Origin of the sequence: Roseomonas elaeocarpi (assembly GCF_042433915.1) — a bacterium.
Lineage (GTDB): Bacteria > Pseudomonadota > Alphaproteobacteria > Acetobacterales > Acetobacteraceae > Roseomonas > Roseomonas elaeocarpi.
This window is the reverse complement of the sequence record NZ_JBHLUN010000005.1, coordinates 378,562-405,093: the sequence shown is the minus strand read 5'-3', so window position 1 is coordinate 405,093 and position 26,532 is coordinate 378,562. Positions and strand designations below refer to the sequence as shown.

Sequence of the window (26,532 nt, the reverse complement as noted above, 5' to 3'; positions counted from 1 at the left end):
GGGCAAAGGCGCCGAGGGCGCCCGAGAACACGCCGGACGGGCCGGCGTCAACCGTTCGTGATGGCAGGGGTCCCGCCCGGAATCGACGGGCAGCGACGCGGCGAGGAGCCGGCCCTCCTCGTGTCGCCGGCCCTGATCCTCCGAGCCGGGAATGAGGCCGTCCGGGAGTGGCACATCGCCGAAGCCGGGCTGCAACTGTGCGACCCTGGGGAACTGAGGATAGTCGACGGCGCGAGCCACCGGCTCCATCTCGAACGGCCCGACAGGGTCAAGGCCGCCGTCACCGGCTTCCTCAGCCGGAATGAAAACGGCGGCGGGTGAACCCCCGCCGCCGCTCCAAAACCGCGCCGGAAAGTCCCGGTGCTCAGTTGGTCTTGCTGGCCCATTCGCGGTTGAGGCCCAGCGCCACCAGCGTGCAGACCGCGCCGGACAGCAGGTAGAGCCCCACCGCCAGCAGCCCGAAGTTGCTGGACAGCAGCAGGGCCGCCAGCGGCGCGAAGGCCGCGCCGATCAGCCAGGCGAGGTCCGAGGTGATGGCGGCACCCGTGTAGCGGCGCTTGGCCGAGAAGGAGGAGTTGATGGCGCCCGAGGACTGTCCGAAGGCCAGCCCCAGCAGCAGGAAGCCCACCGTCATGTAGATGATCTCGCCGTGCTGCCCCTGGCCGAGCAGCCGGGGCGCCAGGGCGGCGAAGACGCCGATCAGCACCGCCGAGGAGCCGAGCAGCGTGCGGCGGCCGATCCGGTTGGCGATCGGCCCGGACAGCGCCACGGCCACGACGCCCACCGCGGCGCCGAGCATCTCGATCAGGAGGAAGTGCTGCGGCTCCTCATGGTTGAACAGCACCGCCCAGGACAGCGGGAACACGGTCACGACGTGGAACATCGCGAAGCTCACCAGCGGGGCGAAGGCGCCGAGCACCACGGTGCGACCTTCGTGCCGCAGCGTCTCGCCCACCGGCTCGGGCTGCAGGTCACGCGATTCGTAGAGGCGCGTGAACTCCGGCGTCGCCACCAGGCGGAGCCGGGCGAACAGCGCCACGGCGTTGATCGCGAAGGCCACGAAGAAGGGATAGCGCCAGCCCCAGTCCACGAAGTCCTCGTCGGACAGCGTCACCAGGAAGAAGGCGAAGAGGCCGGCCGCCACCAGCAGGCCCAGCGGCGCGCCGAGCTGCGGGATCATGGCGTACCAGCCGCGCTTCTCCGGCGGGGCATTGAGCGACAGCAGCGAGGGCAGCCCGTCCCAGACGCCTCCCAGCGCCACGCCCTGTCCGATTCGGAACAAAGCCAGCAGCACGACCGAGGCGGCGCCGATCTGATCATGGCCGGGCAGGAAGGCCAGCGCCATGGTGGAGCCGCCGAGCAGGAACAGCGCGATGGTCAGCTTCACGCCGCGGCCGTGCTTCTGGTCGATCGCCATGAAGATGAGCGAACCGAAGGGGCGTGCGATAAAGGCCACCGGGAAGACGGCGAAGGAGTACAGCGTGCCCGTGAGCGCGTCGACGTAGGGGAACACCAACGACGGGAACACCAGCACGGAGGCGATGGCGTACACGAAGAAGTCGAAGAACTCGCTCGTCCGCCCAACGATCACCCCGATGGCGATCTCGCCCGGCGAGACGTGGTGCTCGCGCGCGTTGACGAGCCGGGCGTCCCGCTCCAGCGGTGTCGAGCTCGCGGCGGTTGAATCACTCATCGACGCATTCCTATTCCGGTCCGGACCCGCGTGCCCGGTCCTCTCCATAGATGGGCCGCCTCTTGCCCGAATGGCGATGCCGCGGGGATTGGACAAAATGTCCAATGTTGCACCCGCGAGGGGGCCGTTATGGGCCGCGCCATGCGTGGACACGTGACGGTGGTGATGAAGCTCCTTTTGCGCCTATGCGCGCTCCCCTTCATGCTCGCGCTCACCGGGTGCAACATGGTGGTCATGAACCCGACGGGCGACGTCGCGGTGCAGCAGCGCGACCTGATCCTGATTTCCACCGGGCTGATGCTGATCATCATCATCCCGGTGATGATACTGACCGTCGTGTTCGCCTGGCGCTACCGGGCCACGAACACCCGGGCCAAGTACGATCCCGACTTCGACCACTCCATGTCGCTGGAGCTGGTGGTCTGGGCCTGCCCGCTGCTGATCATCATCGCGCTGGGCGCGGTGACCTGGTCCAGCACGCACCTGCTCGACCCCTTCCGCCCGCTGGACCGCATCGCGCCCGGCCGTCCGGTCGCCGCCGGCACCAAGCCGCTCGAGGTCCAGGTGGTGGCGCTCGACTGGAAGTGGCTGTTCATCTACCCCGAGCAGGGGATCGCCACGATCAACGAGCTGGCGCTGCCGGTGGACGTGCCGGTGCACTTCTCGATCACCTCCAACACGCAGATGAACACCTTCTACGTGCCGACCATGGCGGGGATGATCTACGCCATGCCCAACATGCAGTCGGAACTCCATGCGGTGCTGAACCAGCCCGGCGAGAGCTGGGGCCAGTCCTCCAACTACACCGGCGCGGGCTTCTCCTACATGCGCTTCAAGACGGTGGGCATGGACCAGAACGGCTTCAACGGCTGGGTGCAGCAGGTGAAGGCGGGCGAGGCGCTGACCGCGGCCAAGTACCTCGAGCTCGCCAAGCCGAGCGAGCGGGTGCCGGCCATGCACTTCGGCACGGTCGAAGCCGGGCTGTACGACCGGGCGCTGAACCGCTGCGTCGAGGCCGGCCGCCCCTGCGCCAACGCCACCATGGCGAGCGACATGCAGCGCGGCGGCGGCGATCCGCGCAGCCACGTCGGCGGCGGCAACCCGCCCTCGCACGGCAGCATGCCGATGCCTGGGGCGCGTCCCGACGGCGCCCTGATGCGTGAGCCCGAGGAAAAGGGTACCGGCCCGAACATTGGCTCGCCCCAGGGTCCCAACGGCCCCAACCAGCCGGCCACCAACAACTAGTCGCCGTGCGGCGACCGACCAACGACCCTTTCACTGCTCCTTCCCGCGCCCTTCGCGCGGGAAGAGGCTCCATCTCCGGATCGGATCATGGCAGAGCATAGTCTCCTGAAGACGGTATTCGGCCGTCTCACATTAGAATCCTTCCCAATCCACGAGCCGATCCTGCTCGTCACCTTCGCCGGTGTGGCGCTGGGCGGCCTCGCCCTCCTGGGCGCCCTCACCTATTTCCGGCTTTGGGGATACCTGTGGAAGGAGTGGTTCACGAGCGTGGACCACAAGAAGATCGGGATCATGTACATCGTGTTCGGCATCGTCATGCTGCTGCGTGGCTTCGCCGACGCGCTGATGATGCGGACGCAGCAGGCACTCGCCTTCGGCTCCAGCGAAGGCTTCCTGCCGGCACACCACTACGACCAGGTGTTCACCGCGCACGGCACGATCATGATCTTCTTCGTGGCGATCCCGTTCGTGGTGGGGCTGATCAACTTCGTCATGCCGCTGCAGATCGGCGCGCGCGACGTGGCCTTCCCCTTCCTGAACAACCTCAGCTTCTGGCTGACGGTGGCGGGCGGCATCCTGGTGATGATGTCGCTCTTCATCGGTGAGTTCGCGCGCACTGGCTGGCTGAACTACGCGCCGCTTTCGGGCCTGGAGTTCAGCCCCGACACGGGCGTGGACTACTACCTGTGGTCACTCCAGATAGCAGGCGTCGGAACAACGCTGTCGGGCATCAACATGGTCGCCACGATCATCAAGATGCGCGCCCCTGGCATGACCATGATGAAGATGCCGATCTTCGTGTGGACGGCGCTGTGCTCCAACGTGCTGGTGGTGGCGATCTTCCCGATCCTGGCCGCCACCTTCGCGATGCTGAGCCTGGACCGCTACATCGGCACCAACTTCTTCACCAACGACCTGGGCGGCAGCCCGATGATGTACTGGAACCTGGTGTGGATCTGGGGCCACCCCGAGGTTTACGTGCTGATCCTGCCGGCCTTCGGCGTGTATTCCGAGATCTCCTCGACCTTCAGCAAGAAGCCGCTCTTCGGCTATTCCTCCATGGTCTACGCGACCGTGGTGATCACCATCCTGTCCTGGCTGGTGTGGCTGCACCACTTCTTCACCATGGGCTCGGGCGCCAGCGTCAACTCGTTCTTCGGCATCGCCACGATGGTGATCTCGATCCCGACCGGCGTGAAGATCTTCAACTGGCTCTTCACCATGTACCGGGGCCGGATCGACTTCCAGCTGCCGATGATGTGGGTCGTGGCCTTCATGCTCACCTTCACGGTGGGCGGCATGACCGGCGTGCTGCTGGCGGTGCCCCCGGCCGACTTCGTGCTGCACAACTCCACCTTCCTGGTGGCGCACTTCCACAACGTCATCATCGGCGGCGTGGTGTTCGGCATGTTCGCCGGCATCACCTACTGGTTCCCCAAGGCCTTCGGCTTCAAGCTCGATGAGTTCTGGGGCAAGGTGGCCTTCTGGGGCTGGGTGATCGGCTACTGGGTGGCCTGGACGCCGATGTACGTCACCGGACTGATGGGCCAGACCCGCCGCGTCCGCCACTTCGACGACTTCTCCCTGCAGCCCTGGGAGATCGTGGCCCTAATCGGCGCCCTGATCATCGCGGTCGGCATCTTCGGCAACATCATGAGCATCGTGATGGGCGTCGTGCACCGCAACCGCACCCGCGACCTGACGGGCGACCCCTGGAACGGTGGCCGGACGCTGGAGTGGTCGACCTCCTCGCCCCCGCCGGCCTACAACTTCGCCTTCTCGCCCGTGGTGCACGAGCTGGACGCCTGGTACGACATGAAGTCGCGCGGCTATAAGAAGCCGATGGAGGGCTACAAGCCCATCCACATGCCCCACAACACCGGCACCGGCGTCTACCTGTCGATCCTGGCGATGGGCATGGGCTTCGGCATGATCTGGTTCATGTGGTGGCTGGCCGCCCTGTGCTTCGTGGGCATCCTGGTCGTGGCGATCGGCCATACCTTCAACTACAACCGCGACTACTTCATCCCCGTGGACGAGGTGGCTCGACGTGAGCGCGAGAGCGCTCAGGTGACGACGGGAGCCTGAGATGTCGGCACAGGCCATGAACCCCGCCCACGACGGGCCGGACCCGCGCGCCTACCACCTCGCCGAGGGGGAGGATCACGACCACGCCCACGGCGACGGCGCCACGCAGCTGGGCTTCTGGATCTACCTGATGAGCGACGCGCTCATCTTCGCCGCCCTCTTCGCCGTGTTCGGCGTGGTGGGCACCAGCTACGCCGGGGGTCCGACGCCGCACGAGGCGTTCGAGCTCCCACTCGTGGCACTCAACACCGCCCTGCTGCTGATCTCCTCGATCACCTTCGGCATGGGCATGATCGCGATGGAGGAAGGCAAGAAGGGGATGACGCAGCTCTGGCTGGTCATCACCTTCCTGTTCGGCGCGGGCTTCGTGGCGGTGGAGCTGCATGAGTTCGCCGGCCTCATCGCCGAAGGCGCCACGCCGCAGCGCAGCGCCTTCCTGTCGGCCTTCTTCACGCTGGTGGGCACCCACGGCCTCCACGTCAGCTTCGGCCTGCTGTGGATCCTCGTGATGCTGGTCCAGGTCGCGATCTACGGGATCGGGGCCGAGAACAAGCGCCGCCTGATGTGCCTGAGCATGTTCTGGCACTTCCTGGATATCATCTGGATCGGCGTCTTCACCTTCATCTACCTGTTCGGAGTGATCCGTTGAGCGTGCCCTACAACCCCTCGTCCACCCCGCCGCAGGGGTACGGCCAGCAAGGGCCGGACCGGCACGGGCATGACCTGCACAGCCATGGGGACACCCATGGCCACGGGTCGCGCCGCACCTACATGACCGGCTTCCTGCTGTCGGTCGTCCTCACCGTCATCCCCTTCTGGCTGGTGATGGGCGAGGTCCTGCCCAGCCGGACCTGGACGGCACTGATCATCTTCGCCTGCGCGGTGGTGCAGATCGTCGTCCACATCAGCTACTTCCTCCATCTCGACACCAAGTCGGAAGGCGGATGGACGCTGATCTCCTTCGTGTTCACCGTGGTGATCGTGGGCATCGTGCTCGGCGGCTCGATCTGGATCATGTACCACCTGAACACGAACATGATGCCGGCCATGACGATGCCCCCCGCGGGGGGGTGACGGCCATGGCAATGCGACCGGCGGCGAAGCGGGGCCTGCTGTCCGCGCTGCTGGTCGCAGCGACGGTTCTGTTCCTGGCGCTCTGCGTCTGGCAGGTCGAGCGCCGTACCTGGAAGCTGGACCTGATCGCCACCGTCGACCGCCGCATCCACGCGGCGGCCGAACCGGCCCCCGGCCCCGACACCTGGCCGGGCTTCCGCCCCGACGACAACGCCTATGCCCATGTCCGCGCCACCGGCACCTTCCTGCCGCAGGAAGCGCTGGTGCAGGCGGTCACCGAGGCCGGGCCGGGTTTCTGGGTCCTGGCCCCGCTGCGCACCGCCGATGGCTGGACCGTTCTGGTCAACCGCGGCTTCGTGCCGACCGACCGGCGCGACCCGGCCACCCGCTCCCAATCCCCTTCGGACGGCCCCGCCACGGTCACCGGCCTGCTGCGCCCTTCCGAGCCCGGCGGCGCCTTCCTGCGGAGCAACGATCCCGCGAACGACCGATGGTTCTCGCGCGACGTGGCCGCCATCGCGGCCTCGCGCGGGCTCGGGCCCGTGGCGCCCTATTTCATCGACGCGGATGGCACGCCCAATCCCGGCGGCTATCCCGTCGGCGGCCTGACCGTGGTAGCGTTCCGCAACACGCACCTGATTTACGCGATTACCTGGTTTTGTCTGGCCGCACTCAGCCTGTTCGGATTGTGGATGCTGTGGGCCAGGCGGCCCGCGCCAGACCACGGTTGATGGACAGGCCCCTCCTCGCCCTGACCCGCCGCTGGCGTCCGGCGCCCCTTCCGGGCGCCGCGCCCGAGGCCATCGCCACCGATAACATGCGCCAGCTGATCCAGCTGCGCTGGCTGGCCGTGGTGGGGCAGTTCGCCACCATCATGGTGGTCCGCTTCGGCCTGGGCGTGGCGCTACCGACGCGGGAGCTGTTGGCGGTGGTGGGTGTGCTCGCCCTCACCAACCTCGTCAGCGAGGTGGCGCTCGGCCGCCACCGCATCACCAATGTCGAGTTCCTGCTGGCGCTGCTGTTCGACGTCGCCCTGCTGACGATCCAGCTCTACTTCAGCGGTGGTGCCAGCAACCCCTTTATCGCCCTGTACCTCGTGCAGGTGGTGCTGGGGGCAATCCTGCTGCGGACCTGGCTGGTCTGGGTTCTCGCGACCGTGACGGCGGGCTGCTACGCCCTGCTGACCGTGCATTACCGCCGGCTCGTCTTCCCCGAGGGCGCGGTGCACGACGAGGCCACGCTCCACGCCCTGGGCCAGTGGCTGAGCTTCATGCTGGTGGCGACGCTGCTGGTGATGTTCATGGCCCGCATCAGCAGCAACCTGCGGGCGCGCGACGCCTACCTCGCCGACATGAACCGGCACGCGGCCGAGGAAGACAACATCGTGCGCATGGGCCTCTTCGCCTCGGGTGCCGCGCATGAGCTCGGCACCCCCCTCGCCTCCCTGTCGGTGATCCTGAGCGACTGGCAGCGGATGCCCCGCTTGGCCGGTGACCCGGAGCTGCTGGGCGAGCTGCGCGAGATGCAGGCCGAGGTGCAGCGCTGCAAATCCATCGTTACCGACATCCTCCATTCGGCCGGTGAGCCGCGGAGCGAGGCCATGGGCATCGTGGACGCCCAGTCCTTCGTGGAGGAACTGGCGGAAGGCTGGCGCGCCGCGCACCCCGCGGTCACCCTGGACCTGAGCGCCGAGGCGATCGAGGACAGCGCCGTGATGGCCGACCCGGCCTTGCGCCAAGCGGTGTGGAACCTCCTGGAGAACGCGGCCGACGTGTCGCCGCAGCTGGTCCATCTCGCGGCCACCCAGGACGGGGAGATGCTGGTGCTGGCGGTGCGCGACCACGGCCCCGGCTTCGCGCCGGCGATGCTGCGGCACTTCGGCCAGCTCCACCGCTCCAGCAAGGGCGAGGGCCACGGCGTCGGCCTGTTCCTGGTGGTCACCGTGGCGCGCAGGCTTGGCGGCCGGGTCGAGACCACCAACCTGTCACAGGGAGGCGCCGAGGTCCGGCTCTTCGTTCCCCTCGCCCCCGCGCACTGAAGGAGACCCGCGTTGGATCACCCGCGCTCCCTCGTGATCGTCGAGGATGACGCCACCTTTGCCCGCACGCTGCAGCGCTCCTTCGAGCGGCGCGGCTACAGCGTCCGCGTCGCGGCGGGGCCTGAGGAACTCGAGGAGATGCTGCAGGTCGAGGTGCCGGAATACGCGGTGGTGGACCTGAAGCTCCGCACCGCCTCCGGCCTGCCCTGCGTGCAAACCCTCCATGCCCGCGACCCCGAGATGCGGATCGTGGTGCTGACCGGCTTCGCCAGCATCTCCACCGCGGTGGAGGCCATCAAGCTCGGCGCCTGCCACTACCTGGCCAAGCCCTCCAACACCGACGACATCGAGGCCGCCTTCGACAAGGTCGGCGGCGATCCCGACGCGCTGGTGTCCAACCGCCCGACCGCCACCATCAAGATGCTGGAATGGGAGCGCATCAACGAGATGCTGGTGGAAACCGGCTTCAACATCTCGGAAACGGCGCGGCGCCTGGGCATGCACCGCCGCACCCTGGCGCGGAAGCTGGAAAAGCGCCCCATTGCCTGACCGGCCGGAGAAGAAGCGCGAGGCTCGCCGCCGGCGACAGCGCCTCGCCGGCGCGCCCCCCCCCCCGCGTCCATCCCGTGACCTGCGGCGCCGCTGAACGAGGCCGGAGAAGCGGCCGGTCGCCTGACGGGTCAGGGGCGGATCGCGCGAGGCTTGCCGGCGGCGGCAGCGCTTCGCCGATGGCACCCGTCCCGCGTCAGTCCCGCGGCCTGCGGCGCCGCCGGATCGCGCCGAGCCCCAGGAGCGCGCTGCCGAACAGCGCGAGCGAGGCGGGCTCCGGAACGCTGACGGTGCGGGGATCGGTGGTGGCGGTGCTGGTCAGGCCGCCGGTGAAGGAGCAGTAGGGCGGGCCGAAGAAGCACCCGCCGCCGGAATCGGTGGCGAAGGTTCCGCTCGCGCCGGCCGTACCGTCGAAGAACAGCCAGACCTCGTGCTCGGAGGTGTTGACGTGGATCTGGCCCGCCAGGAGGCTGCCCGGATCGCTCAGCAGGCTGATCTCCCTGGCGACGCCGCTGAGGGGGGAAACCGGCGCCATGAATTCATCGAAGCCGTAGTCGATCGGGTTGATGATCCCGTCGACGTGCAGCCTCAGGCCGACCAGCCCGGGCACGCTGGCAAAGGGCGGGCTCAGCCCGGTGCTGCTCTGTTGCAGGTTCAGGCCCGCCGCGTAGGCCCCGTCGGTCACCTCCAGCGCCAGGGTGGTGAACACCGTCGGCTCCGCCTCCGGCGTGCCGGCCGCCGGCGTTGCCATGCCGGTCTGCGTGAAGGTGAAGACGACATTGGCCGAGGCAGGCGACGCGCCGCCCGCCGCAAGGAGACCAGCCAGCACTGCCGTGAGAAGACGTTTCATGGAAGCTCCCCCTGGACAGATGTTGCGGAGCAGCCACCGCAACTCCCGTGCCACGGGAGAAAATCGTTTATGGCCAAGGGCCTGGGATCAGAACAACCAGGACAGGTTACGGCAATGTAAGTAAGTCGGACATGCTGCAGCCGAATGGGCCGGCGGTGAACCGGCCGCCGCGAACCGCCTGTCCCGGCGGCTCCAGCACCCGCACGAGCCAGACGGGTGGCGGACATGCTCCCTTCCATGCTTGAAGCGGCCGCGCAAACCCGTCCAGTATGCCCATGCTGCATCGCAACAAGGTGGTGCCGCCGGGAACCCTGCCCCATGTCGCTGCCTCTTCTGGCCTTGGCCGTTGCCTCCTTCGGCATCGGCACCACCGAGTTCGTCATCATGGGCCTGCTGCCCGACCTGGCGCGCGACCTCGGCGTGGACATTCCCGCGGCCGGGCTGCTCGTGACGGGCTACGCGCTGAGCGTCGCGGTGGGCGCCCCGATCCTGGCGGTGCTGACCGGCCGGCTGCCACGCAAGACGGCGCTGATCGGGCTGATGGGCATCTTCATCCTGGGCAACCTCCTCTGCGCCCTGGCGCCGAGCTACTGGACGCTGATGGCGGCGCGCGTGGTCACCGCCTTCTGCCACGGCGCCTTCTTCGGCACCGGCGCGATCGTGGCGGCCGATCTGGTGCCCCGGCACCGCCGTGCCTCGGCGGTGGCGCTGATGTTCTCGGGGCTCACGCTGGCCAACGTCCTGGGCGTGCCGCTGGGCACGGCGCTGGGCCATGCGCTGGGCTGGCGCTCGACCTTCTGGGCCGTGTCGGCGATCGGCATCGCGGCCGCGACCGCGCTGGCCATCTGGCTGCCGTCGGGCCTACGCGCCCAGCCCGCACGCCTCCTGGCCGAGCTTCGCGCCCTGGCCGGTCCGCAGGTGGTCCTGGCGATGCTGATCAGCGCCCTGTCCTCGGCCAGCCTGTTCAGCGTCTTCACCTACATCACCCCGATGCTGGAGCGTGAGGCGGGCCTCGGCGCCCAGGCCATCACCGTGGCGCTGCTGCTGTTCGGCCTGGGGCTGACGGTGGGCAATATTCTGGGCGGTCGTCTGGCGGACTGGCGGCTGATGCCTTCGGTGGCCGGGATCTTCGCGGTGCTGGTGGCGGTGCTGGCGGTGTTCACCGTGACGGTGGCGCAGCCGGTCGCGGCGGTGGCGACCATGGTGGTCTGGGGGATCCTGGCCTTCGCGCTGATCTCGCCCCTGCAGACGCGGGTGGTAGACCAGGCGAGCGGCGCACCCAACCTCGCCTCCACGCTGAACCAGGGCGTGTTCAACATCGGCAACGCCCTCGGCGCCTGGCTGGGCGGCGAGGTCATCCATCTCGGCCTCGGCTACGACCGCATCCCCTGGCTCGGCGCGGCGCTGGCGCTGGTGGCCCTGGCGCTGACGGTGCTGTCCATGCGGCGCGACGGCCGCGCGGTGTCGGTGGCGGGGGAATAGGGCGTCGGCCGCGCCGCGGGTGCGTGGCGGTCGGGTGCGGATCACCGCGCCCGACCGCCACGGTATACTTGCGTCCGGGAAGCGCGCCGCCTTATAGGAATATCATCAGCGATGGCGTGCTGCCATACCGACGGAGTTGGGCACCGGCAGCCCGGTAAGGAAGTAAGATAGTAAGATAGTAAGGCGATCCGCCCCGTTCAGCGCATCGCCTCCACCATCCGCAGGGCCTGCACCGTGTCCGGCACATCGTGGACCCGGATCACCGAGGCCCCCGCCGCATCCCCCGCCAGCGCCACGGCGAGGCTGCCGCCGAGCCGCCGCGCCGCCACCGCCTCACCCGTGATGCGGCCGATGAACTTCTTGCGCGAGGCGCCGAGCAGGACCCGGCAGCCCAGCGCATGCAACACCGGCAGGCGGCGCAGCAGCTCCAGGTCGTGCTCCATCGTCTTGCCGAAGCCGATCCCGGGATCCGCCAGGATGCGGTGGCGCGCGATGCCGGCAGCCTCGCAGGCGGCAATCCGCTCGGCCAGGAAGCGCACGACCTCCGCCACCACGTCGTCGTAGCGCGCTCGTTCCTGCATGGTGGCGGGGTCGAGGCCGGGCATGTGCATCAGCACCACCGCGCATTCGGAACCCGCCACCGCCTCCAGCGCCCCGGGCTCCCGCAGGGCGGCCACGTCGTTGATCATCCGGGCGCCGGCCTCCAGCGCGCGGCGCATGGTCAGGGCGTGGCGCGTGTCCACCGAGACGATGCCCTCCCCCGCCAAGGCTTCCACCACGGGGATGAGGCGGCGGCACTCCTCCTCGACCGTGACCGGCGCGGCGCCGGGCCGCGTGCTTTCCGCCCCGATGTCGAGCAGGTCCGCGCCGGCGGCCAGCATCGCACGTCCCGCGGCGATCGCCGCCTCCGGCGTGGCATGGAGGCCGCCATCCGAGAAGCTGTCGGGCGTGACGTTGAGGATCCCCATCACCGCCGCCCGGTCCGCCGGCAGTCCCGCCACCGGGGGCAGCACCTCGCCCAGCGAGGCCGCAGCGTCGAGCAGCGTGACCGGAAGGTCGCGCACCGACAGCACGACGTTCGCGGGGTCGCGCACCAGGGTGAAGGCGTGCGCGACGCCCCGCAGCGGCAACCCGCTGCCGGCCGCGATCGCGTCCCGCGCGGCGCCGCCGTGCACGAGCGCGAGCGGCTCGATCCATTCGTTCATATCGTTTCCCTGAACGCAGAACGGGGACCCGAAGGCCCCCGTTCATCGACTCGTTGCTGCGGCGCCGGCCTCAGGCGCCCGAGGGCGCCGGGTTCTGCCAGGGCCCCGGGCTGGGGCGCGAGGTCGGACGGCCAGAGCTCGGCACACTGCCGCGACCCTGGTTCACCGGCTCATCCGGACGGTTGCGGACGATGGGCTCGCCGCGCAGCAGGGTGCGGATCTCGTCGCCCGACAGCGTCTCGTGCTCGAGCAGACCCTTCGCCAGGGCGTGCAGGTGCTCGATGTTGTCGGTCAGCACCTTGGTGGCGCGGGCATAGGCGGCGTCGATGATCGAGCGGATTTCGCTGTCGATCTCGCGCGCCGTGGACTCGCTCAGGTTCTTCGACTGCGTCACCGAATGACCGAGGAACACCTCCTGGTCGTTCGAGCCGTAGGCGATCATGCCGAGCTTGTCGCTCATGCCCCACTCGGTGACCATGCGGCGCGCCTGGTCGGTCGCCATCTTGATGTCGCCCGAAGCGCCGTTGGAGACCTTGTCGGCGCCGAAGATGATCTCCTCGGCGACACGGCCGCCCATGGCCATGGCCAGCTCCGCCTTCAGCTTGCTCTTGTGCTTGCTGTAGCGGTCGCCTTCCGGCAGCGACATCACCAGACCCAGGGCACGGCCGCGGGGAATGATCGTCGCCTTGTGGACGGGATCGCACTCCTCCTCGTTCATCGCCACCAGCGCGTGGCCCGCCTCGTGATAGGCGGTCATGCGCTTCTCGGCCTCGCTCATCACCAGCGAGCGGCGCTCGGCGCCCATCATGACCTTGTCCTTGGCCTGCTCGAACTCGAGCATGCCCACCGTGCGGCGGCCCATGCGGGCGGCGAGCAGCGCGCCTTCGTTCACCAGGTTCGCGAGGTCGGCACCCGAGAAGCCCGGCGTGCCGCGCGCGATCACCTTCGGATCGACGTCGGAGGCCAGCGGCACCTTGCGCATGTGAACCCGCAGGATCTTCTCGCGGCCGTTCACGTCGGGGTTGGGCACCACGACCTGACGGTCGAAGCGGCCGGGGCGCAGCAGCGCGGGATCGAGCACGTCGGGGCGGTTGGTGGCCGCGATCAGGATGACGCCTTCGTTCGACTCGAAACCGTCCATCTCGACCAGCATCTGGTTGAGCGTCTGCTCGCGCTCGTCATTGCCGCCACCCAGGCCGGCGCCGCGGTGACGGCCCACCGCGTCGATCTCGTCGATGAAGATGATGCAGGGGGCGTTCTTCTTGCCCTGCTCGAACATGTCGCGCACGCGGCTGGCGCCGACGCCCACGAACATCTCCACGAAGTCCGAGCCCGAGATGGTGAAGAAGGGCACGTTGGCCTCGCCCGCGACGGAGCGCGCCAGCAGGGTCTTACCCGTACCCGGCGGGCCCACCAGCAGCACGCCCTTGGGGATCTTGCCGCCCAGGCGCTGGTACTTCTGCGGGTCGCGGAGGAACTCCACGATCTCCTCCAGCTCGCCCTTGGCTTCCTCGATGCCAGCCACGTCCTCGAAGGTCACGCGGCCCTGCTTTTCGGTCAGCAGCTTCGCCTTGGACTTGCCGAAGCCCATGGCCCGGCCGCCGCCACCCTGCATCTGGCGCATGAAGAACACCCAGACGCCGATCAGCAGCAGCATCGGGAACCAGCTGAGCAGGTAGTGCAGCAGCGGGTTGACGTCGCTGTCCTCGGGCCGCGCCTCGACGCGCACGCCCTTGTCGGTCAGGCGCTGGACGAGCTGCGGGTCTTCCGGCGTGTAGGTCGAGAAGTTCCGGCCGTCGCTCAGCTGGCCCGACACGATCCGCCCCTGGATGCGGACGTCACGGACATGACCGGCCTGCACCTCGTTCAGGAAGTCGGAATACGCGACCTGCTGCCCGCGGCTCTGGCTCGTGCCCGTGGGTTGGAAAAGGTTGAACAGCGCCACGAGGAGCAGCGCCACGATGACCCAGAGCGCGAGGTTCCGGCCGAAATTATTCACAGAGGGTGTTTCCGTCCTGCCGACCGGGTGCTCCCGGCTCACGCAACAAGATAGGGAGGCGGAAGCGGTTCTGGAACCTCAACCTGCCGGATTCCGTTCAGCTTCGCAGGCTTCTCATGCCACGACCGGATCGTGAGGCGCGAAAACGGCTTCCGGAAGCGGGAATTCCCGGACCTCGCCGCCGCGCCAGAGGGCCGGAAGGCTGCGCAGCACGTCGCGCGGGCAGGTCCGGCGCAAGGCCGGCGGCGCAAGCGACGCTGCCTCGCCCAGGGCGCCGACCTGATCGGCGCCGGGTCGCGCGGCGAAGCGCCAGCGCCCGTCCCAGCACCCGCCCGCCGCGGCTGGAACGGGCGGGGCACAGGCGGCGGGCTCCCGGAACAGCGCTTCCCCGCGCCAGCAGACACCGCCCAGCGTGCCGCCGCCACGTTGCAGCAACACCGCCACGGCCTCCGAAGCGGGGGCGTAAGGGGCACCGCCCAGGCTTCTGACCAGCGCCGCCAGCGCCCGTGCCGCCACAGCATCTCGGCCCAGCGCCGCGGCGTCGAGCCGCACCCAGCCTTCGGCACGGAAGCTGGCGGCAGCCCCCAGGCGCTCGGCGACCTCGTCCTCCCGTCGAAGGCGCCGTGTCGCGAAGCCCGCGGCCGCGGCCGAAAGACCCTCCGCCGCACCCGCATGCCGGTCGATCGCCTCGCGCATGCGGGTGCGGGCGAAGCGCGGGTCCCGGTTAGAGGGATCGGAAACCGGCTGCAGACCGGCTGCGAGCACCGTGGCCAGCAGCCGCGCCCGCGGGACAGGCAGCAGGGGCCGCAGAAGCGCCACGCCGTCGGAGCCACGGAAACCTGGCATGGCGGCCAGCCCGCTCTCGCCCGAACCACGGAGGAGGCGGAACAGCAGCGTTTCGGCCTGATCCCCCTGGTGGTGACCCAGCAGCAGCCAGGGCGCGCCGAACTCGCCGGCCGCCTGGCGCAGCGCCTCGTGGCGCGCGGCGCGGGCACGGGCCTGCAGGGCGGAACCGCCGAGGAGGCCCAGGCTGAGCAGGCGCGCCGTGAAGCCGCGTGCCCGCAGCGCGGCGACCACGCCCGCGGCCTCCGCGTCGCTGCCGGCCCGCAGCCCGTGATCCACCACGGCGGCGAGCACCGCGCCGCCGCGCCGTCGCACCCAGTGTTCCGCGAGAAGAAAGGTGGCGAGGCTATCGGCCCCGCCGGAAACCCCGACCACCAGGCGGGGTGCGGAGCCGAAAGGCCCCAGCGGCGCCATCAGCGCCTCGAACTCCGCGTCGCTGACCGGGTCCTGCCCGGCCGGCGCGGCGCTCAGCGGCAGCCGGCGCGTTGGCGTACGCCCGCGGCGCGCTGCGACAGCAGTGCCGGCAGGCGCGGGAACTCGCTGTTGAGCTGGTCCAGCGTTTGGCAGGCTTCGCGCTTGGCACCGAAGCCGTTGAAGGCGGAAGCCAGGCCGATCAGGGCTTCCGGTGCCCGCGCCGACTGGCGGTTACGGCGGTAGGCATCGTCGTAGGCCAGCGCGGCGTTCTGGTAGTCGCGCTTGCTCAGCAGGTCGTCGCCCTGCTGCAGCTTGGCTTCCTGCGTGTTCGCCGCCGGTGCCGGGGCTGCCGGACGGGCCGGGGCCGCCGCCGCGGGCGCCGCGAGGTTGCCCGCGGCCGGTGCCGGGGCGGCGGGCGCCGGGGCCGGACGTGCGGCCGGGGCACCACCACCAGCACCGCCGTTGCCGGCACCGCCGCCACCCTGTTCCAGCTGCGTCAGCCGGTAATCCATGTCGCCCTGGAGCTTCTCGACCTGCTGCTGCAGGGCCTTGTTGCGGAACTCCGCCTCGTCGGCACGGCCGCGCAGGCGGCGCACCTCGTCCTCGAGCGAATTCACGCGGTCCAGAAGCGGGGCGATCAGCTCGCCGCTGGTGCCACCACCACCGCCTCCGCGCGAAGGCGGCGGCAATGCGGGCGCGGCGTAGCCACCGCCCCCGCCGCCACGCGCGCGCATCTGCTCCATCTCCTGCCGCAGCTGCAGAATCTGGTTCTGCAGCGTGATGCCTTCCCGGCTCTCGACCTGCGCCCGCGCGGCGGCGGGCAGCAGGGCGAGCGCGCCCAGGAAAACGGAGGCGAGCAGCGCGCGACGCATCATGCGATCCTTACTGGACCACCGTCACGGCGCGACGGTTCTGCGCCCAGGACTGCTCGTCCGAGCCCAGGGCCGCCGGGCGGTCCTTGCCGTAGGAGATGACGTTCAGGCGGCTGCTGTTCACGCCCGAGGCCACCAGCGCGTCGCGGGCGGAGTTGGCGCGACGCTGACCCAGCGCCAGGTTGTACTCGCGGGTGCCGCGCTCGTCGGCATGGCCTTCGATCGTGGCCTGGACCTGCGGATACTGGTTCAGCCAGGCAGCCTGACGGCCCAGGATCTCGCGCTGGTCGCCGCGAACCGTGCTCTGGTCGGTGTCGAAGAAGACGCGGTCGCCGACATTGGCCACCAGATCCTCCTGCGAGCCCGGACGCGCCGAGCCGCCCATGCCCATGCCCGCACCGCCGGCGGAAGCGCCGGCACCGGTGGCCGCGCCGGCCTGATCGTCGTTGCTGGAGCAGGCGCCCAGCAGGGCCAGGGCCGCGAGCGCGCCCAGGAGCTTCGTCTTCATCGTGTTCCGTCTTCCTCGTGTCGTGCGGGGGCACGCCATCACGCGCCCGGCCGTTACAGGTGCCAAAGGTTCCCGGTCAAGCCAGGCACATCGTTCCAGCTGCCGATCAGGACAACAAAGGAGACCAGGACGGATCGGTTGCATCGGTGGGGGTCACGATCTGCCGCTCGTTGAAGCCCGCGATGTCGATCTGCGACAGGCGCGCGCCGTAGCCACCGCCGCGCGAGTCGCGCGCCGGGCTTTCGCGGTAATAGGCGAGCACGCGGCCGTTCGGCGCGAAGGTCGGGCTTTCCATGCCCCAGCCCTCGGTGAGGATTCGCTCGCCGCGACCGTCGGGCGCCATCACGCCGATGCCGAACTGACCGCCGGAAATGCGCGTAAAGGCGATCAGGTCGCCGCGCGGGGACCAGACCGGCGTGGCGTAGCGCCCGCGGCCGAAGCTCAGCCGCCGCGCGCCACCGCCGCCCGCGCTCATGATATAGAGCTGCTGGTCGCCGCCGCGGTCGGAGTTGAACACGATCTGCGAGCCATCCGGCGAATAGCAGGGCGACACGTCGAGACCGCCGCCCGAGGTGAGCTGGCGCTCGCGCCTGGAGCCGAGGTCCACCGCGTAGATATTGGCGTCGCCGCCCTTGGCGTAGCTCAGCACCACGGTGCCGCCATCGGGCGAGAAGCGCGGCGACAGCGTCATGCCCGGGAACTGGCCCAGCACTTCCTGCCGGCCGGAGCCGAGGTTGAACAGGAACACCCGCGGCTGATTGTTCTGGTACGACATGAACACGATCTGGTTCGCGTTCGGGTGGAAGCGCGGCGACAGCACCTGGAAGGAGCCGTCGGTCAGGAACTGATTGTTGGCGCCGTCCTGGTCCATGATCGCCAGGCGACGCACGCGGCGGTCACGCGGGCCGCTCTCGGCCACGTAAACGATCTTGGTGTCGAAGTAGCCCTTCTCGCCCAGGAGACGCGCGTAGATCGCGTCGGCGATCTGGTGCGCCACGCGGCGCCAGTTGCCCGACGGCGTGGTGAAGGCGGTGCCCTCGATCTGCTGGCCCGGCAGCACGTCCCACAAGCGGAACTCGACCCGCAGCGAGCCGCCCTGCTCCGACACGCCGCCCGTCACCAGCGCGTTGGCGCCGATCACCCGCCAGTCCTGGAAGTTCGGCTGCGCCGAGGCAGCAGCCGCGCTCTGGATGAAGGCAGCATTGTCCACCGGGCGGAACAGGCCCGAGGAGCGCAGGTCGTTGCTGATCACCTGCGCAATGTCGGCACCGCGCGAGCCCGGCATGTTGGGGATCGCGATCGGGATCGGGTCGGTACGCGCCTTGGTGATGTCCACGGTGCTCTGCGGTGCGGAGCCTGCGGGCGCCTGCGCGAGGGCGCGCAGGGATGGCAGGGTTGCCGCGGCGGCCGTAACCCCCAGCAGCGTTGCGCGTCGTGTGAGGCGGGCGTCCATGACGTTGAGCTTCCCCTGGTGGCCTTGTTCGGAGCGGACAATCCCCGCTCCCGGATCAGAATCAAGCCCTGCTCCTGTCACGAAGCGTGGCGCGCGGGCGGTGCGCCCGCCCGCGCGGATGCCTCGTACGCGGAGCGGGGCGGCCGCGGTTCCTGCCCGCTGCCCTGCCCCGCACCCGGGGCAGCGAGGCGAGGCCGCACTGCCCGGGCTCCATCCGGTTCTCAGCGCAACCCGAGATCCTTCGGATTGAAGCGGAACACCGTGTTGCGCAGCGCTTCCAGCCGCGCCGGCGGCAGCGGCAGCGGGTTGCACTGCGGGTTCAGCAGGGCGCGGCGCGCGGCCTCGTAAACGGCGCGCGCGTGCGGCTCGCTGGGAATGGCGCCGTTGGGACGCACGTTGCGCACCGTGCCGCCGTTATCCACCTCGACGCGCAGCTCCACGATGATGGAGCTGATGTTCAGCGCCCCGGCATCCACCGACCAGCACTCGCTGATGGTGTTGGCCAGCGCCGTCTTCTCGCCCGAGTTCAGCGCGGCCGTGCCGGTCGGCGCACCGCCGCCCGCGGACGGGGCGCCGGCGGCCGGGTTGGGCCGCGAGGTCGGGGCGGCGTTCTGCGCCTGCAGCGCGCGCAGCCGCTCCAGCGTGTTCAGCACCGAGGACGAACGCTCCGTCGCGTTGGGCACGGGCGGGGTGCGGCCGGTGCCGGGCTTGTCCGACGGCGTCGGCGGCGGCGTGACGCGGCCGGTACCGGTCTGCGTCGTTTCGCGCGTCTGCTGCGGCGGCGGCTGCGGCTTCGCGGGCTCCTGATGCTGCGCCTGGTCGGGCTTGCTCTGCGAGCTCGGCGTCGGCTTGGGCGGCGTCGGGGTCGGCTTGGGCGGCTCCGGCTTCGGCGGCTCAGGCTTGGGCGGTTCCGGCTTTGGCGGTTCCGGCCGGGGTGGCGTGGGCTTCGGCGGCTGTGGCTTGGGCGGCTCGGGCTTCGGGGGCTCCGGCGCCGGGGGTGGCGGCAGCGGCACGGCCGCGTCCGCGCGCGGCGGCGGCGGGGTCGGCTGCGGCGGCGTCGGAGGGGCCGGGGTCGGCGGGGCCGGCGTGGGCGTGGGCGGCGGCGGCGCGGGCGGAGGTGGGGCCGGCGGAGGTGGTGGCGGCGGAGCCGGGGTTTCCGGCACGGGCGGCGCGGGCTCCGTCGCGGTGGAGGGCGCGCGCGAGGTCGGGGCCAGCGCCGGGGCGGGCGGCGGCGGTGGGGGCGGAGGTGGCGGGGACACGGGCTCGTCGCGCGGCGGCTCTGGCGGGGGCGGCAGCGGGACGCTGGGGTTGGAGGCCGCGTTCGGGGCGGAGGGCGCGTTGGACGGCGTCGGCGCCTGGGCGAGCTGCGGCGCGTCGGGCGTGATCACCTCGATCGGGATGCCCTGCTCCACCGGCTCCTCGAGCTTGGGCGCGGGCAGGCCGATCAGGATCACCACGAAGAACAGCAGGTGCAGCGCCGCCGACGCCGCGCCCCACTCGCGCAAACCGCGAGGCCAACGCATCAGGATCTTCCCCCGGTCCCGATTGGCTCAGCGCGCCGGAGCGCGGTTGGCCACGGCCGGCGCCGCGGCGCGGGTGCCGGCGGCGGGCTGGGCCGCGGCGCCGCGGTTCGGTGCCGGCTGCGCGCCGGCCGGCTGCTCGGCCAGCAGGGCCACGCGCGTGAAGCCGGACGAGATCACCGCCCCCATCACCTCCATCACGCGGCCGTAGCTGTTGGTGCGGTCACCGCGCACGAAGATGCGGCGCTCCGGCTGGCCCTGCGGCTGGTTCTGCATGATGGCCTGCAGCTTGGCGCCGAGCTCCTCCAGAGGAACCTCGGTTTCCTGCAGGAAGATCTTGCCTTCCGGGTTGACCGAGATGGTCAGCGGCTCGGTTTCCTGGTTCAGCGGCTGGGCGGCCGTCTTGGGCAGGTCCACCGGCACGCCGGAGGTCATCAGCGGCGCTGCCACCATGAAGATGATCAGCAGCACCAGCATCACGTCCACCAGCGGCGTGACGTTGATCTCGGCCATCGGGCGGTAGCGGGTGCGACCCTTGCCCGGGACGCCGGAAGACATCGCCATGGTTCAGCGCCCCGCCGGCATCTCGTCGGCCTGGCGCGACAGGATCGTGCCGAACTCCGCCGCGAAGGCCTCGAGCCGCGCCGCGTAGCGCGACAGGTCGGTGTTGATCTTGTTGTAGGCGAGCACCGCCGGGATGGCGGCCACCAAGCCGATGGCGGTGGCGAACAGCGCCTCGGCGATGCCCGGTGCCACCACGGCGAGGTTGGTGTTGTTGTTGCCGGCGATGGCCGAGAAGGAGTTCATGATGCCCCAGACGGTGCCGAACAGGCCCACGAAGGGCCCGACCGAGCCGACCGAAGCCAGAAACACCATCCAGCGCTCCAGCCGCTCCATCTCGCGGCCCACGGTCACGCCCATGGCGCGGTCGGCGCGCTCCTTCACCCCCATCATGGAGGTGGCGGCGCCGACGGAGCCGTTGTTGCTGGCCTGCCATTCGCGCATGCCGGCGCCGAACACGGCGGCCATGGGGTGCGCCGGGCGCTCGCCCTGGGCGCGGTAGAGTTCTTCCAGCGAGCCGCCGCTCCAGAACTTGTCCTCGAAGTCGTCGGCGGCGCGGTTGGCGCGGCGAACCGAGGTGCTCTTCTCGAACACGATGGCCCAGACCCAGATGCTGGCCAGGATCAGGCCGATCATCACCAGCTTCACGATCCAGTCGGCCTGGAGGAACAGGTTCCACAGCGACAGGTCATGTGCCGCGGCGGCGGTTCCGGCCAGGTTGGTCGTCGTCACGCCCTCGCCCACGGGCAGCCCTCCATTACCACCCCCGCCGCTCAGGCCGGAGGCGTCACCACGTTCCGCAGGGCGGTGGACCAGGGTTCGGGGATGCGCGCGGCGCGAAGCCCGTCGCGCGACACGCAGACCAGCGACACCTTGAGCCGCGTCCGCAACCCGTCCCCTTCGTCCAGGACGTCCTGCACCAGATCCAGCGAGGCGCCGCCCACCCGCTCCACGCGGGTCTCGATCAGCAACGACTCGTCCAGTCTGGCCGGGCGCAAATACTCCACTTCGACGCGGCGCACCACGAGGAACATATTGTGACGTTCCGTAAGAAGTGCGTGCGGCAAGCCCATGGCGCGCAAGGATTCCGTCCGCGCCCTCTCGGCCCAGCTGAGATAGTTGGCGTGGTACACCACCCCGCCCGCGTCGGTGTCCTCGAAATAAACCCGGACCGGGTAGCGGTGGGCGCTCACGCCCCCTCGTCCAGCAACAGGTCGCCTTGCGAGGCCACGGCGTTGCGCGGCGGCGTCATGCCGAGGTGACGCCATCCAGGCATGCCCAGGACGCGGCCGCGCTGGGTGCGCAGGATCAGCCCTTCCTGGATCAGGAAAGGCTCAATCACCTCTTCCAGCGTGTCGCGGCTCTCGGCCAGCGCGGCTGCCAGGGTTTCCACCCCCACCGGCCCGCCGCCGTGGTGTTCCGCCAGGCGCCGGAGGTAGCGGCGGTCCATGGCGTCGAGGCCGAGGCTGTCGACCTCCAGCCGCTTCAGCGCGTCGTCGCACAGCTTGCGGTCGGCGGGCTTGCCGGCCACCGCCGCGAAGTCACGCACCCGGCGCAGGAGGCGGCCGGCGATGCGCGGCGTGCCGCGCGACCGGGTGGCGATCTCGCGCGCCCCGTCCTCGGTCAGCACGAAGCCCAGCTTGTTCGCGCCGCGCGACACGATCAGCTGCAACTCCTCGGGCGAGTAGAACTGTAGACGAAGCGGGATGCCGAAGCGGTCGCGCAGCGGCGTCGCCAGCAGGCCCGCGCGGGTGGTGGCGCCCACCAGGGTGAAGGGCGGCAGGTCGATGCGCACCGTGCGCGCGGCCGGACCCTCGCCGATGATGAGGTCGAGCTGGAAGTCCTCCATCGCCGGGTAGAGGGTTTCCTCGATCGCCGGCTGGAGGCGGTGGATCTCGTCGACGAAGAGCACGTCGCGCGGCTGGAGATTGGTCAGGATCGCCGCCAGGTCGCCAGCGCGCTGGAGCACCGGGCCGGAGGTGGCGCGGAAGCCGACGCCGAGCTCGCGCGACACGATCTGCGCCAGCGTGGTCTTGCCCAGGCCCGGCGGGCCGAACAGCAGCACGTGGTCCATGGCGTCGCCGCGGTCGCGCGCGGCCTGCACGAAGACCTGGAGGTTTTCCCGCAGGGCGGGCTGGCCGGTGAAGTCCGCCAGCGTTTGAGGCCGGAGAGCGGCGTCGTTGACGTCCTCATCCAGCCGGTCGCCGGCGGTGAGGCGGGCGTGTGGGTCCATCATGGGGCGGAACATACAGGGATCGGACGGCCGCGTCGCGGGCCGATGGCCGGGGAAATCGACGGCGGGCGCAACCGCGGCGATGATGGCCCCGCAGCAGCGCGACGAGGATGCAGGATGGGTGAGCGGACGACGGAGGAGCCGGAGGGCGGGCAGGCCGCGGATGACGGACGGACGGAGGTCCCACAGGGTGACGGGACAACCGCGGAGATCACCACGCTGACGACCCGCATCGCCTACGAGAACCCCTGGACCCGGGTGCGCGAGGACACGATCCGCAGGCGTGACGGCTCGGAAGGGCTGTACGGCGTGGTGGAGCGGTCGGACTTCGTGGTGGTGGTGCCCTGGGACGGCGCGCGGATCACGCTGGTGGAGCAGTATCGCTACCCGGTGCGATCCCGGCAGTGGGAGCTGCCGATGGGCATGTGGGAAAGCCGACCCGGCACCGACCCGGCGGTGATCGCTGCCGGTGAGTTGCGCGAGGAGACCGGGCTCCTGGCCGGGCGGATGCTGTATGCCGGCGACATGTTCCAGGGTGCGGGATACTCGACGCAGCGGGGGCATGTCTTCCTGGCGACGGAGCTGACACAAGGGCCGGAGGAGCGGGAGCGGAGCGAGCAGGACATGATCTGCCGCGCCTTTCCGCTGGCCGAGGTGGAGCGGATGGTGCGCGACGGCGTGCTGCGCGACGCGATGACCATCGCGGCGCTGGGGCTGCTGCGGATCAAGGGGCTGCTCCGGGAACCGCCCGCTCCGCCGGGTTCCTGACCCGCTAGCCCCCGATGATCCGACAGGCCGGCGCTACCGGGGCGGCAGGGACAACAGGGAGTCCACGATGAGCTGCGTGGCGTCGAGCTGGCGGCTCGCCCGGCCGATCACCGCCGGACGCGCGTATTGCGGGCCACCCGGCCAGGCGTGACCGCCACCGGCCACCGTGAGGACCGTGACCGCGCCATTCGCGGGGCAGCCTCGGTAGCGGGTTCGGAGGACTTGCGTTCCATCGGGCGGCCCGGCGGCGGGCAGGGCTTCCACGGGACCGGCATCGCCGCAGCCGTTCCACCCGGCCCAGAGCGCAACGGTCTGCCCGACCGAGGTGACCCGGCCGCCCTCGCCCACCCCGCCGAGGGTTGCCACCTGGCCACCGCCGAAGGGCATGATCGGATCGTCGGTGCCGTTGATCTGGATGACCGCGACGGGATGATCGGGCCGGCACTTCCGCGCCGTGACCACCGGCAGCGTGCCAGCGACCGCCGCGATGCCGGCGATGCGCCCGGACAGCTCACAGCCGAGACGTTCGACGAACAGGGCGCCGTTGGACAGGCCGGTCGCGTAGACCCGGCCGCGATCCACGGGATAGCCATCCTGCAACCGGTCCAGAAGGGCGGACACGAAGAGAACGTCGTCCTGGGGGTTCCGGATGGTAAGCCGGCCGTCGTTCCAGTGCCGGTCGATCCCGTCCGGATAGGCCACGATCAAGCCGCGCGCATCGGCGAGCGTGTTGAGCCCGGTCAGGCGGGACATGCCAGCGCCCTGGCCGCCGCCGCCATGAAAAGCGAGGATCAGCGGAAAGCCGGTTCGCGGCGCGCGACCGTCCGGCAGGTGAACGGAAAAGCTGCGGGTTGTTCCGCCAACCACCAGTTCAGCGGAATCATCCCTGGCCGCGGCCGGCACGGAGGCGGCCGCGACGGCCAGGACCACGGCCAGGAGAAGGGGAGCACGCAACGGCGAACCTCCTGTGGCACGAGGGCGGTCCGGTCGGCCCGCCTGTTAGCGCGGGGCCAGTTCCTTCAGGCTCTCGCGGATCAACTCGTTCAGCGCCGCCCCCTCGCCCAGCCGGTCGCGCACGCGGTTCACCGCCGCCGCCGCCTCGGCCCGCTTCCAGCCGAGGTTGAGCAGCGCCGACACGGTCTCCTCGGCAGCGCCGGCTGGTACCGGCGGCGGGATGGAGACCGTGAAACTGCCGGTCGGCATGGCGCCCACGCGGTCGCGCAGTTCCGACACCAGGCGCGCGGCCAGCTTCGGCCCGACGCCCGGCGCCCGGCCCAGCGCGCCGCGGTCGCCCGCCATCAGCGCGGCGGCGAGGTCGGCGGGGCTGAGCGTCGAGAGCAGTGCCAGCGCCACCTTCGGCCCGACGCCCTGGATGGCGGTCAGCAGCCGGTACCAGTCGCGCTCGGCGCTGTCAGCGAAGCCGTAGAGGGTGATGGCGTCCTCGCGCACCACCGTCTCGATCCACAGCGTGCCCTGCGCCGGCGGCTGCGGCAGCGCGGCCACGGCGCGCGAGGAGGCGGCGACGAGGTAGCCCACGCCGTTCACGTCCAGGATGCAGCCGCCCTCGTGCACCGAGTCGAGCGTGCCGCGCAGCTTGCCGATCATCGGGCGAGCCCTGCCATGACGGACACCATCAGGAACGCGCCGGCTGGCTGACGGCGAGGTTCGCCATGCGCGCCACCGCCACGCGGCTGGCGCGGTGATGGGCATGGCAGATCGCCACGGCCAGCGCGTCGGCGGCATCGGCGCGGCGGATCACCGCGCCGGGCAGCAGGCGCTTCACCATGTCGGTCACCTGCACCTTGTCGGCATGGCCGGTGCCGACCACGGCGCGCTTGACCTCCATGGCCTGGTACTCACCGACCAGCAGGCCCGCCATCGAGGGCACCAGCATCACCACGCCGCGCGCCTGGCCGAGCTTCAGCGCGGCGCCGGGGTTCTTGTTGACGTAGGTGTGCTCCACCGCCGCCTCGTCGGGGCGGTGCAGCTCCAGGATGGTGTTGAGCGCGCGGAAGAGCTGCGACAGGCGCTCGCCCAGCGGCAGGTCGGCGGTGGTGCTGACCACCCCGTCGGCAAGGTGGCGCAGGTGGGAGCCGTTGCTCTCGATCAGCCCCCAGCCGGTGTGCTGGAGGCCGGGGTCGAGGCCCAGGACGCGGACGCTGGGGGTGCCGCCGACACGCATCTCAGCGGGCTCCGTTCAGGCAAGGAGGCGCCGAGGCCCGCGACGGGCCGGACCGCTGCGCGAGGTGGCCGCCCCGGGCGCGCATTCAGGCGCCCAGCCGCGCGGCCACGTCGTCGGAGACCTCGAAGTTGGCGTAGACGTTCTGCACGTCGTCGTGCTCGTCGAGGATGTCCACGAGCTTGAGCACGGACTGCGCCTGCTCCTCGTTCAGGTCGATCGGCGCGTTGGGCCACCATTCGAGCTTGGCGCTCTCGGCGGCACCGAACTTTTCTTCCAGCGCGTCGCGCACGGCGGTGAACTCTTCCACCGAGGTCGTGATCTCGTGGGTCTCCTCGTCGCTCTCGACGTCGGAGGCACCGGCCTCGATCGCCGCTTCCAGCATGGCGTCGTCGCTGGCGACCGAGGCCTTGTAGAGGATCACGCCGCCGCGCTCGAACTGGAAGGAGACCGAGCCCGTCTCGCCCATCGCGCCGCCGTGCTTGGAAAAGGCCGAGCGCAGGTCGGAGGCGGTGCGGTTGCGGTTGTCGGTCAGCGCCTCGACGATCACCGCCACGCCGGCGGGGCCGTAGCCCTCGTAGCGGACCTCGTCGTAGTTGTCGGTGTCGGTGCCGGCGGCGACGCGCTTGATGGCGCGGTCCACGGTGTCGCGCGGCATGTTGGCCACCAGCGCGGCCTTCACCGCCGCGCGCAGGCGCGGGTTATGGGCCGGGTCGGGCATGCCGGCCTTGGCGGAAACCGTGATCTCGCGGATCAGCTTGCCAAAGGCCTGCGCCTTCTTGGCGCTCTGCCCGGCCTTGCGGTGCATGATGTTCTTGGCGTGCGAATGGCCGGCCATGGTCTTGTGCCTGCTACGTTCTGGTTCGTCCTGAGGCGGCCGGTATAGCGGCAGCGGCGGCAAACGGCCAGCGGGGCGGGTGATGGGCCGCCCGCCGCGCCGCGCCGGCATGGTCGGGCG

The 26,532-nt window shown here is 70.4% G+C and carries 27 protein-coding genes; 10 read left to right on the top strand and 17 right to left on the bottom strand.

The window, feature by feature from the left end; all coding sequences use genetic code 11:
• Positions 1-120: 120 nt before the first annotated feature.
• Complete coding sequence (locus tag ACFFGY_RS07530; RefSeq protein ID WP_377043839.1) at positions 121-321, top strand: alpha/beta fold hydrolase; 201 nt, start codon at positions 121-123, stop codon at positions 319-321.
• A gap of 43 nt (positions 322-364) precedes the next feature.
• Here ACFFGY_RS07530 and ACFFGY_RS07525 read toward each other — a convergent pair whose 3' ends face one another.
• Positions 365-1,693, bottom strand: a complete 1,329-nt coding sequence (locus ACFFGY_RS07525; protein ID WP_377043837.1) for an MFS transporter — start codon at positions 1,691-1,693, stop codon at positions 365-367.
• Positions 1,694-1,894: 201 nt separating this feature from the next.
• Here ACFFGY_RS07525 and cyoA point away from each other — a divergent pair, with 201 nt between their 5' ends.
• The 7 genes from cyoA to ACFFGY_RS07490 all read left to right on the top strand — a co-directional run bounded on the left by cyoA (position 1,895) and on the right by ACFFGY_RS07490 (position 8,687).
• Complete coding sequence (gene cyoA / locus ACFFGY_RS07520; protein WP_377043836.1) at positions 1,895-2,938, top strand: ubiquinol oxidase subunit II; 1,044 nt, start codon at positions 1,895-1,897, stop codon at positions 2,936-2,938.
• 87 nt (positions 2,939-3,025) lie between these two features.
• The gene (gene cyoB, locus ACFFGY_RS07515) at positions 3,026-5,026 is read left to right on the top strand and encodes a cytochrome o ubiquinol oxidase subunit I (RefSeq protein WP_377043835.1); all 2,001 of its coding nucleotides are present in this window, start codon (positions 3,026-3,028) and stop codon (positions 5,024-5,026) included.
• Between the two features lies 1 nt (position 5,027).
• Positions 5,028-5,675 carry a cytochrome o ubiquinol oxidase subunit III gene (cyoC, locus tag ACFFGY_RS07510; RefSeq protein ID WP_377043834.1) on the top strand — a complete coding sequence of 216 codons (648 nt, stop codon included), beginning with the start codon at positions 5,028-5,030 and terminating at the stop codon, positions 5,673-5,675.
• Positions 5,676-5,677: 2 nt separating this feature from the next.
• Positions 5,678-6,100 carry a cytochrome o ubiquinol oxidase subunit IV gene (gene cyoD, locus ACFFGY_RS07505; RefSeq protein WP_456316153.1) on the top strand — a complete coding sequence of 141 codons (423 nt, stop codon included), beginning with the start codon at positions 5,678-5,680 and terminating at the stop codon, positions 6,098-6,100.
• A gap of 5 nt (positions 6,101-6,105) precedes the next feature.
• On the top strand, positions 6,106-6,831 hold the full coding sequence (locus ACFFGY_RS07500) for an SURF1 family protein (protein ID WP_377043833.1): 726 nt from the start codon (positions 6,106-6,108) through the stop codon (positions 6,829-6,831).
• Positions 6,831-8,138 carry an ATP-binding protein gene (locus ACFFGY_RS07495; RefSeq protein ID WP_377043832.1) on the top strand — a complete coding sequence of 436 codons (1,308 nt, stop codon included), beginning with the start codon at positions 6,831-6,833 and terminating at the stop codon, positions 8,136-8,138. Before ACFFGY_RS07500 ends, ACFFGY_RS07495 begins: the two co-directional genes overlap by 1 nt.
• Positions 8,139-8,150: 12 nt before the next feature.
• On the top strand, positions 8,151-8,687 hold the full coding sequence (locus ACFFGY_RS07490; RefSeq protein WP_377043830.1) for a response regulator transcription factor: 537 nt from the start codon (positions 8,151-8,153) through the stop codon (positions 8,685-8,687).
• A gap of 196 nt (positions 8,688-8,883) precedes the next feature.
• On the opposite strand, the gene ACFFGY_RS07485 is transcribed toward ACFFGY_RS07490, so the two are convergent.
• Complete coding sequence (locus ACFFGY_RS07485; RefSeq protein ID WP_377043829.1) at positions 8,884-9,537, bottom strand: PEP-CTERM sorting domain-containing protein; 654 nt, start codon at positions 9,535-9,537, stop codon at positions 8,884-8,886.
• A 318-nt stretch (positions 9,538-9,855) separates the two neighbouring features.
• On the opposite strand from ACFFGY_RS07485, the gene ACFFGY_RS07480 reads away from it, so the two are divergent.
• Positions 9,856-11,019 (top strand): MFS transporter, encoded by a 1,164-nt coding sequence (locus tag ACFFGY_RS07480; protein ID WP_377043828.1) that lies wholly within the window; start codon positions 9,856-9,858, stop codon positions 11,017-11,019.
• 197 nt (positions 11,020-11,216) lie between these two features.
• On the opposite strand, the gene folP is transcribed toward ACFFGY_RS07480, so the two are convergent.
• From folP to ruvB, 11 genes are all read right to left on the bottom strand, one after another.
• On the bottom strand, positions 11,217-12,224 hold the full coding sequence (folP, locus tag ACFFGY_RS07475) for a dihydropteroate synthase (protein WP_377043827.1): 1,008 nt from the start codon (positions 12,222-12,224) through the stop codon (positions 11,217-11,219).
• Between the two features lie 70 nt (positions 12,225-12,294).
• Positions 12,295-14,223: an ATP-dependent zinc metalloprotease FtsH gene (gene ftsH / locus ACFFGY_RS07470; protein ID WP_377043826.1), complete on the bottom strand. Its 1,929-nt coding sequence runs from the start codon at positions 14,221-14,223 to the stop codon at positions 12,295-12,297.
• A gap of 114 nt (positions 14,224-14,337) precedes the next feature.
• On the bottom strand, positions 14,338-15,480 hold the full coding sequence (gene tilS / locus ACFFGY_RS07465; protein ID WP_377043825.1) for a tRNA lysidine(34) synthetase TilS: 1,143 nt from the start codon (positions 15,478-15,480) through the stop codon (positions 14,338-14,340).
• Between the two features lie 53 nt (positions 15,481-15,533).
• The gene (locus tag ACFFGY_RS07460) at positions 15,534-16,355 is read right to left on the bottom strand and encodes a YbgF trimerization domain-containing protein (protein WP_377043823.1); all 822 of its coding nucleotides are present in this window, start codon (positions 16,353-16,355) and stop codon (positions 15,534-15,536) included.
• 7 nt (positions 16,356-16,362) lie between these two features.
• On the bottom strand, positions 16,363-16,860 hold the full coding sequence (pal, locus tag ACFFGY_RS07455; protein ID WP_377043822.1) for a peptidoglycan-associated lipoprotein Pal: 498 nt from the start codon (positions 16,858-16,860) through the stop codon (positions 16,363-16,365).
• Between the two features lie 106 nt (positions 16,861-16,966).
• Positions 16,967-18,313, bottom strand: a complete 1,347-nt coding sequence (tolB, locus tag ACFFGY_RS07450) for a Tol-Pal system beta propeller repeat protein TolB (RefSeq protein WP_377043821.1) — start codon at positions 18,311-18,313, stop codon at positions 16,967-16,969.
• A gap of 221 nt (positions 18,314-18,534) precedes the next feature.
• Entirely contained in the window at positions 18,535-19,836 is a 1,302-nt protein-coding gene (locus tag ACFFGY_RS07445; protein WP_377043820.1) for a hypothetical protein, read from the bottom strand.
• A gap of 27 nt (positions 19,837-19,863) precedes the next feature.
• Positions 19,864-20,391 carry a protein TolR gene (gene tolR, locus ACFFGY_RS07440; RefSeq protein WP_456316151.1) on the bottom strand — a complete coding sequence of 176 codons (528 nt, stop codon included), beginning with the start codon at positions 20,389-20,391 and terminating at the stop codon, positions 19,864-19,866.
• A 9-nt stretch (positions 20,392-20,400) separates the two neighbouring features.
• Entirely contained in the window at positions 20,401-21,126 is a 726-nt protein-coding gene (gene tolQ / locus ACFFGY_RS07435) for a protein TolQ (RefSeq protein ID WP_377043818.1), read from the bottom strand.
• A 41-nt stretch (positions 21,127-21,167) separates the two neighbouring features.
• The gene (ybgC, locus tag ACFFGY_RS07430) at positions 21,168-21,587 is read right to left on the bottom strand and encodes a tol-pal system-associated acyl-CoA thioesterase (RefSeq protein WP_377043817.1); all 420 of its coding nucleotides are present in this window, start codon (positions 21,585-21,587) and stop codon (positions 21,168-21,170) included.
• Positions 21,584-22,627: a Holliday junction branch migration DNA helicase RuvB gene (gene ruvB, locus ACFFGY_RS07425; protein WP_377044034.1), complete on the bottom strand. Its 1,044-nt coding sequence runs from the start codon at positions 22,625-22,627 to the stop codon at positions 21,584-21,586. Before ruvB ends, ybgC begins: the two co-directional genes overlap by 4 nt.
• Positions 22,628-22,744: 117 nt before the next feature.
• On the opposite strand from ruvB, the gene ACFFGY_RS07420 reads away from it, so the two are divergent.
• Positions 22,745-23,395 carry an NUDIX domain-containing protein gene (locus ACFFGY_RS07420; RefSeq protein WP_377043816.1) on the top strand — a complete coding sequence of 217 codons (651 nt, stop codon included), beginning with the start codon at positions 22,745-22,747 and terminating at the stop codon, positions 23,393-23,395.
• Positions 23,396-23,428: 33 nt separating this feature from the next.
• On the opposite strand, the gene ACFFGY_RS07415 is transcribed toward ACFFGY_RS07420, so the two are convergent.
• From ACFFGY_RS07415 to ACFFGY_RS07400, 4 genes are all read right to left on the bottom strand, one after another.
• A complete protein-coding gene (locus ACFFGY_RS07415) occupies positions 23,429-24,325 on the bottom strand; it encodes an alpha/beta hydrolase family esterase (protein WP_377043815.1) in 897 nt (298 codons plus the stop codon).
• Positions 24,326-24,394: 69 nt separating this feature from the next.
• Entirely contained in the window at positions 24,395-25,000 is a 606-nt protein-coding gene (gene ruvA, locus ACFFGY_RS07410; protein WP_377043814.1) for a Holliday junction branch migration protein RuvA, read from the bottom strand.
• 28 nt (positions 25,001-25,028) lie between these two features.
• Complete coding sequence (gene ruvC / locus ACFFGY_RS07405) at positions 25,029-25,577, bottom strand: crossover junction endodeoxyribonuclease RuvC (protein ID WP_377043813.1); 549 nt, start codon at positions 25,575-25,577, stop codon at positions 25,029-25,031.
• Between the two features lie 85 nt (positions 25,578-25,662).
• Positions 25,663-26,412, bottom strand: coding sequence for a YebC/PmpR family DNA-binding transcriptional regulator (locus ACFFGY_RS07400; RefSeq protein WP_377043812.1), 750 nt, complete (start codon positions 26,410-26,412; stop codon positions 25,663-25,665).
• Between the last annotated feature and the right edge of the window lie 120 nt (positions 26,413-26,532).

Coding starts and splice junctions, on each gene's coding strand:
- ACFFGY_RS07525 (WP_377043837.1), bottom strand. CDS start 1,693: ATGAGTGATTCAACCGCCGCGAGCTCGACACCGCTGGAGCGGGACGCC.
- cyoA (WP_377043836.1), top strand. CDS start 1,895: ATGCTCGCGCTCACCGGGTGCAACATGGTGGTCATGAACCCGACGGGC.
- cyoB (WP_377043835.1), top strand. CDS start 3,026: ATGGCAGAGCATAGTCTCCTGAAGACGGTATTCGGCCGTCTCACATTA.
- cyoC (WP_377043834.1), top strand. CDS start 5,028: ATGTCGGCACAGGCCATGAACCCCGCCCACGACGGGCCGGACCCGCGC.
- ACFFGY_RS07500 (WP_377043833.1), top strand. CDS start 6,106: ATGGCAATGCGACCGGCGGCGAAGCGGGGCCTGCTGTCCGCGCTGCTG.
- ACFFGY_RS07495 (WP_377043832.1), top strand. CDS start 6,831: ATGGACAGGCCCCTCCTCGCCCTGACCCGCCGCTGGCGTCCGGCGCCC.
- ACFFGY_RS07485 (WP_377043829.1), bottom strand. CDS start 9,537: ATGAAACGTCTTCTCACGGCAGTGCTGGCTGGTCTCCTTGCGGCGGGC.
- ACFFGY_RS07480 (WP_377043828.1), top strand. CDS start 9,856: ATGTCGCTGCCTCTTCTGGCCTTGGCCGTTGCCTCCTTCGGCATCGGC.
- folP (WP_377043827.1), bottom strand. CDS start 12,224: ATGAACGAATGGATCGAGCCGCTCGCGCTCGTGCACGGCGGCGCCGCG.
- tilS (WP_377043825.1), bottom strand. CDS start 15,480: ATGGCGCCGCTGGGGCCTTTCGGCTCCGCACCCCGCCTGGTGGTCGGG.
- ACFFGY_RS07460 (WP_377043823.1), bottom strand. CDS start 16,355: ATGATGCGTCGCGCGCTGCTCGCCTCCGTTTTCCTGGGCGCGCTCGCC.
- pal (WP_377043822.1), bottom strand. CDS start 16,860: ATGAAGACGAAGCTCCTGGGCGCGCTCGCGGCCCTGGCCCTGCTGGGC.
- tolB (WP_377043821.1), bottom strand. CDS start 18,313: ATGGACGCCCGCCTCACACGACGCGCAACGCTGCTGGGGGTTACGGCC.
- ACFFGY_RS07445 (WP_377043820.1), bottom strand. CDS start 19,836: ATGCGTTGGCCTCGCGGTTTGCGCGAGTGGGGCGCGGCGTCGGCGGCG.
- tolR (WP_456316151.1), bottom strand. CDS start 20,391: ATGTCTTCCGGCGTCCCGGGCAAGGGTCGCACCCGCTACCGCCCGATG.
- ruvB (WP_377044034.1), bottom strand. CDS start 22,627: ATGGACCCACACGCCCGCCTCACCGCCGGCGACCGGCTGGATGAGGAC.
- ACFFGY_RS07420 (WP_377043816.1), top strand. CDS start 22,745: ATGGGTGAGCGGACGACGGAGGAGCCGGAGGGCGGGCAGGCCGCGGAT.
- ruvA (WP_377043814.1), bottom strand. CDS start 25,000: ATGATCGGCAAGCTGCGCGGCACGCTCGACTCGGTGCACGAGGGCGGC.
- ruvC (WP_377043813.1), bottom strand. CDS start 25,577: ATGCGTGTCGGCGGCACCCCCAGCGTCCGCGTCCTGGGCCTCGACCCC.
- ACFFGY_RS07400 (WP_377043812.1), bottom strand. CDS start 26,412: ATGGCCGGCCATTCGCACGCCAAGAACATCATGCACCGCAAGGCCGGG.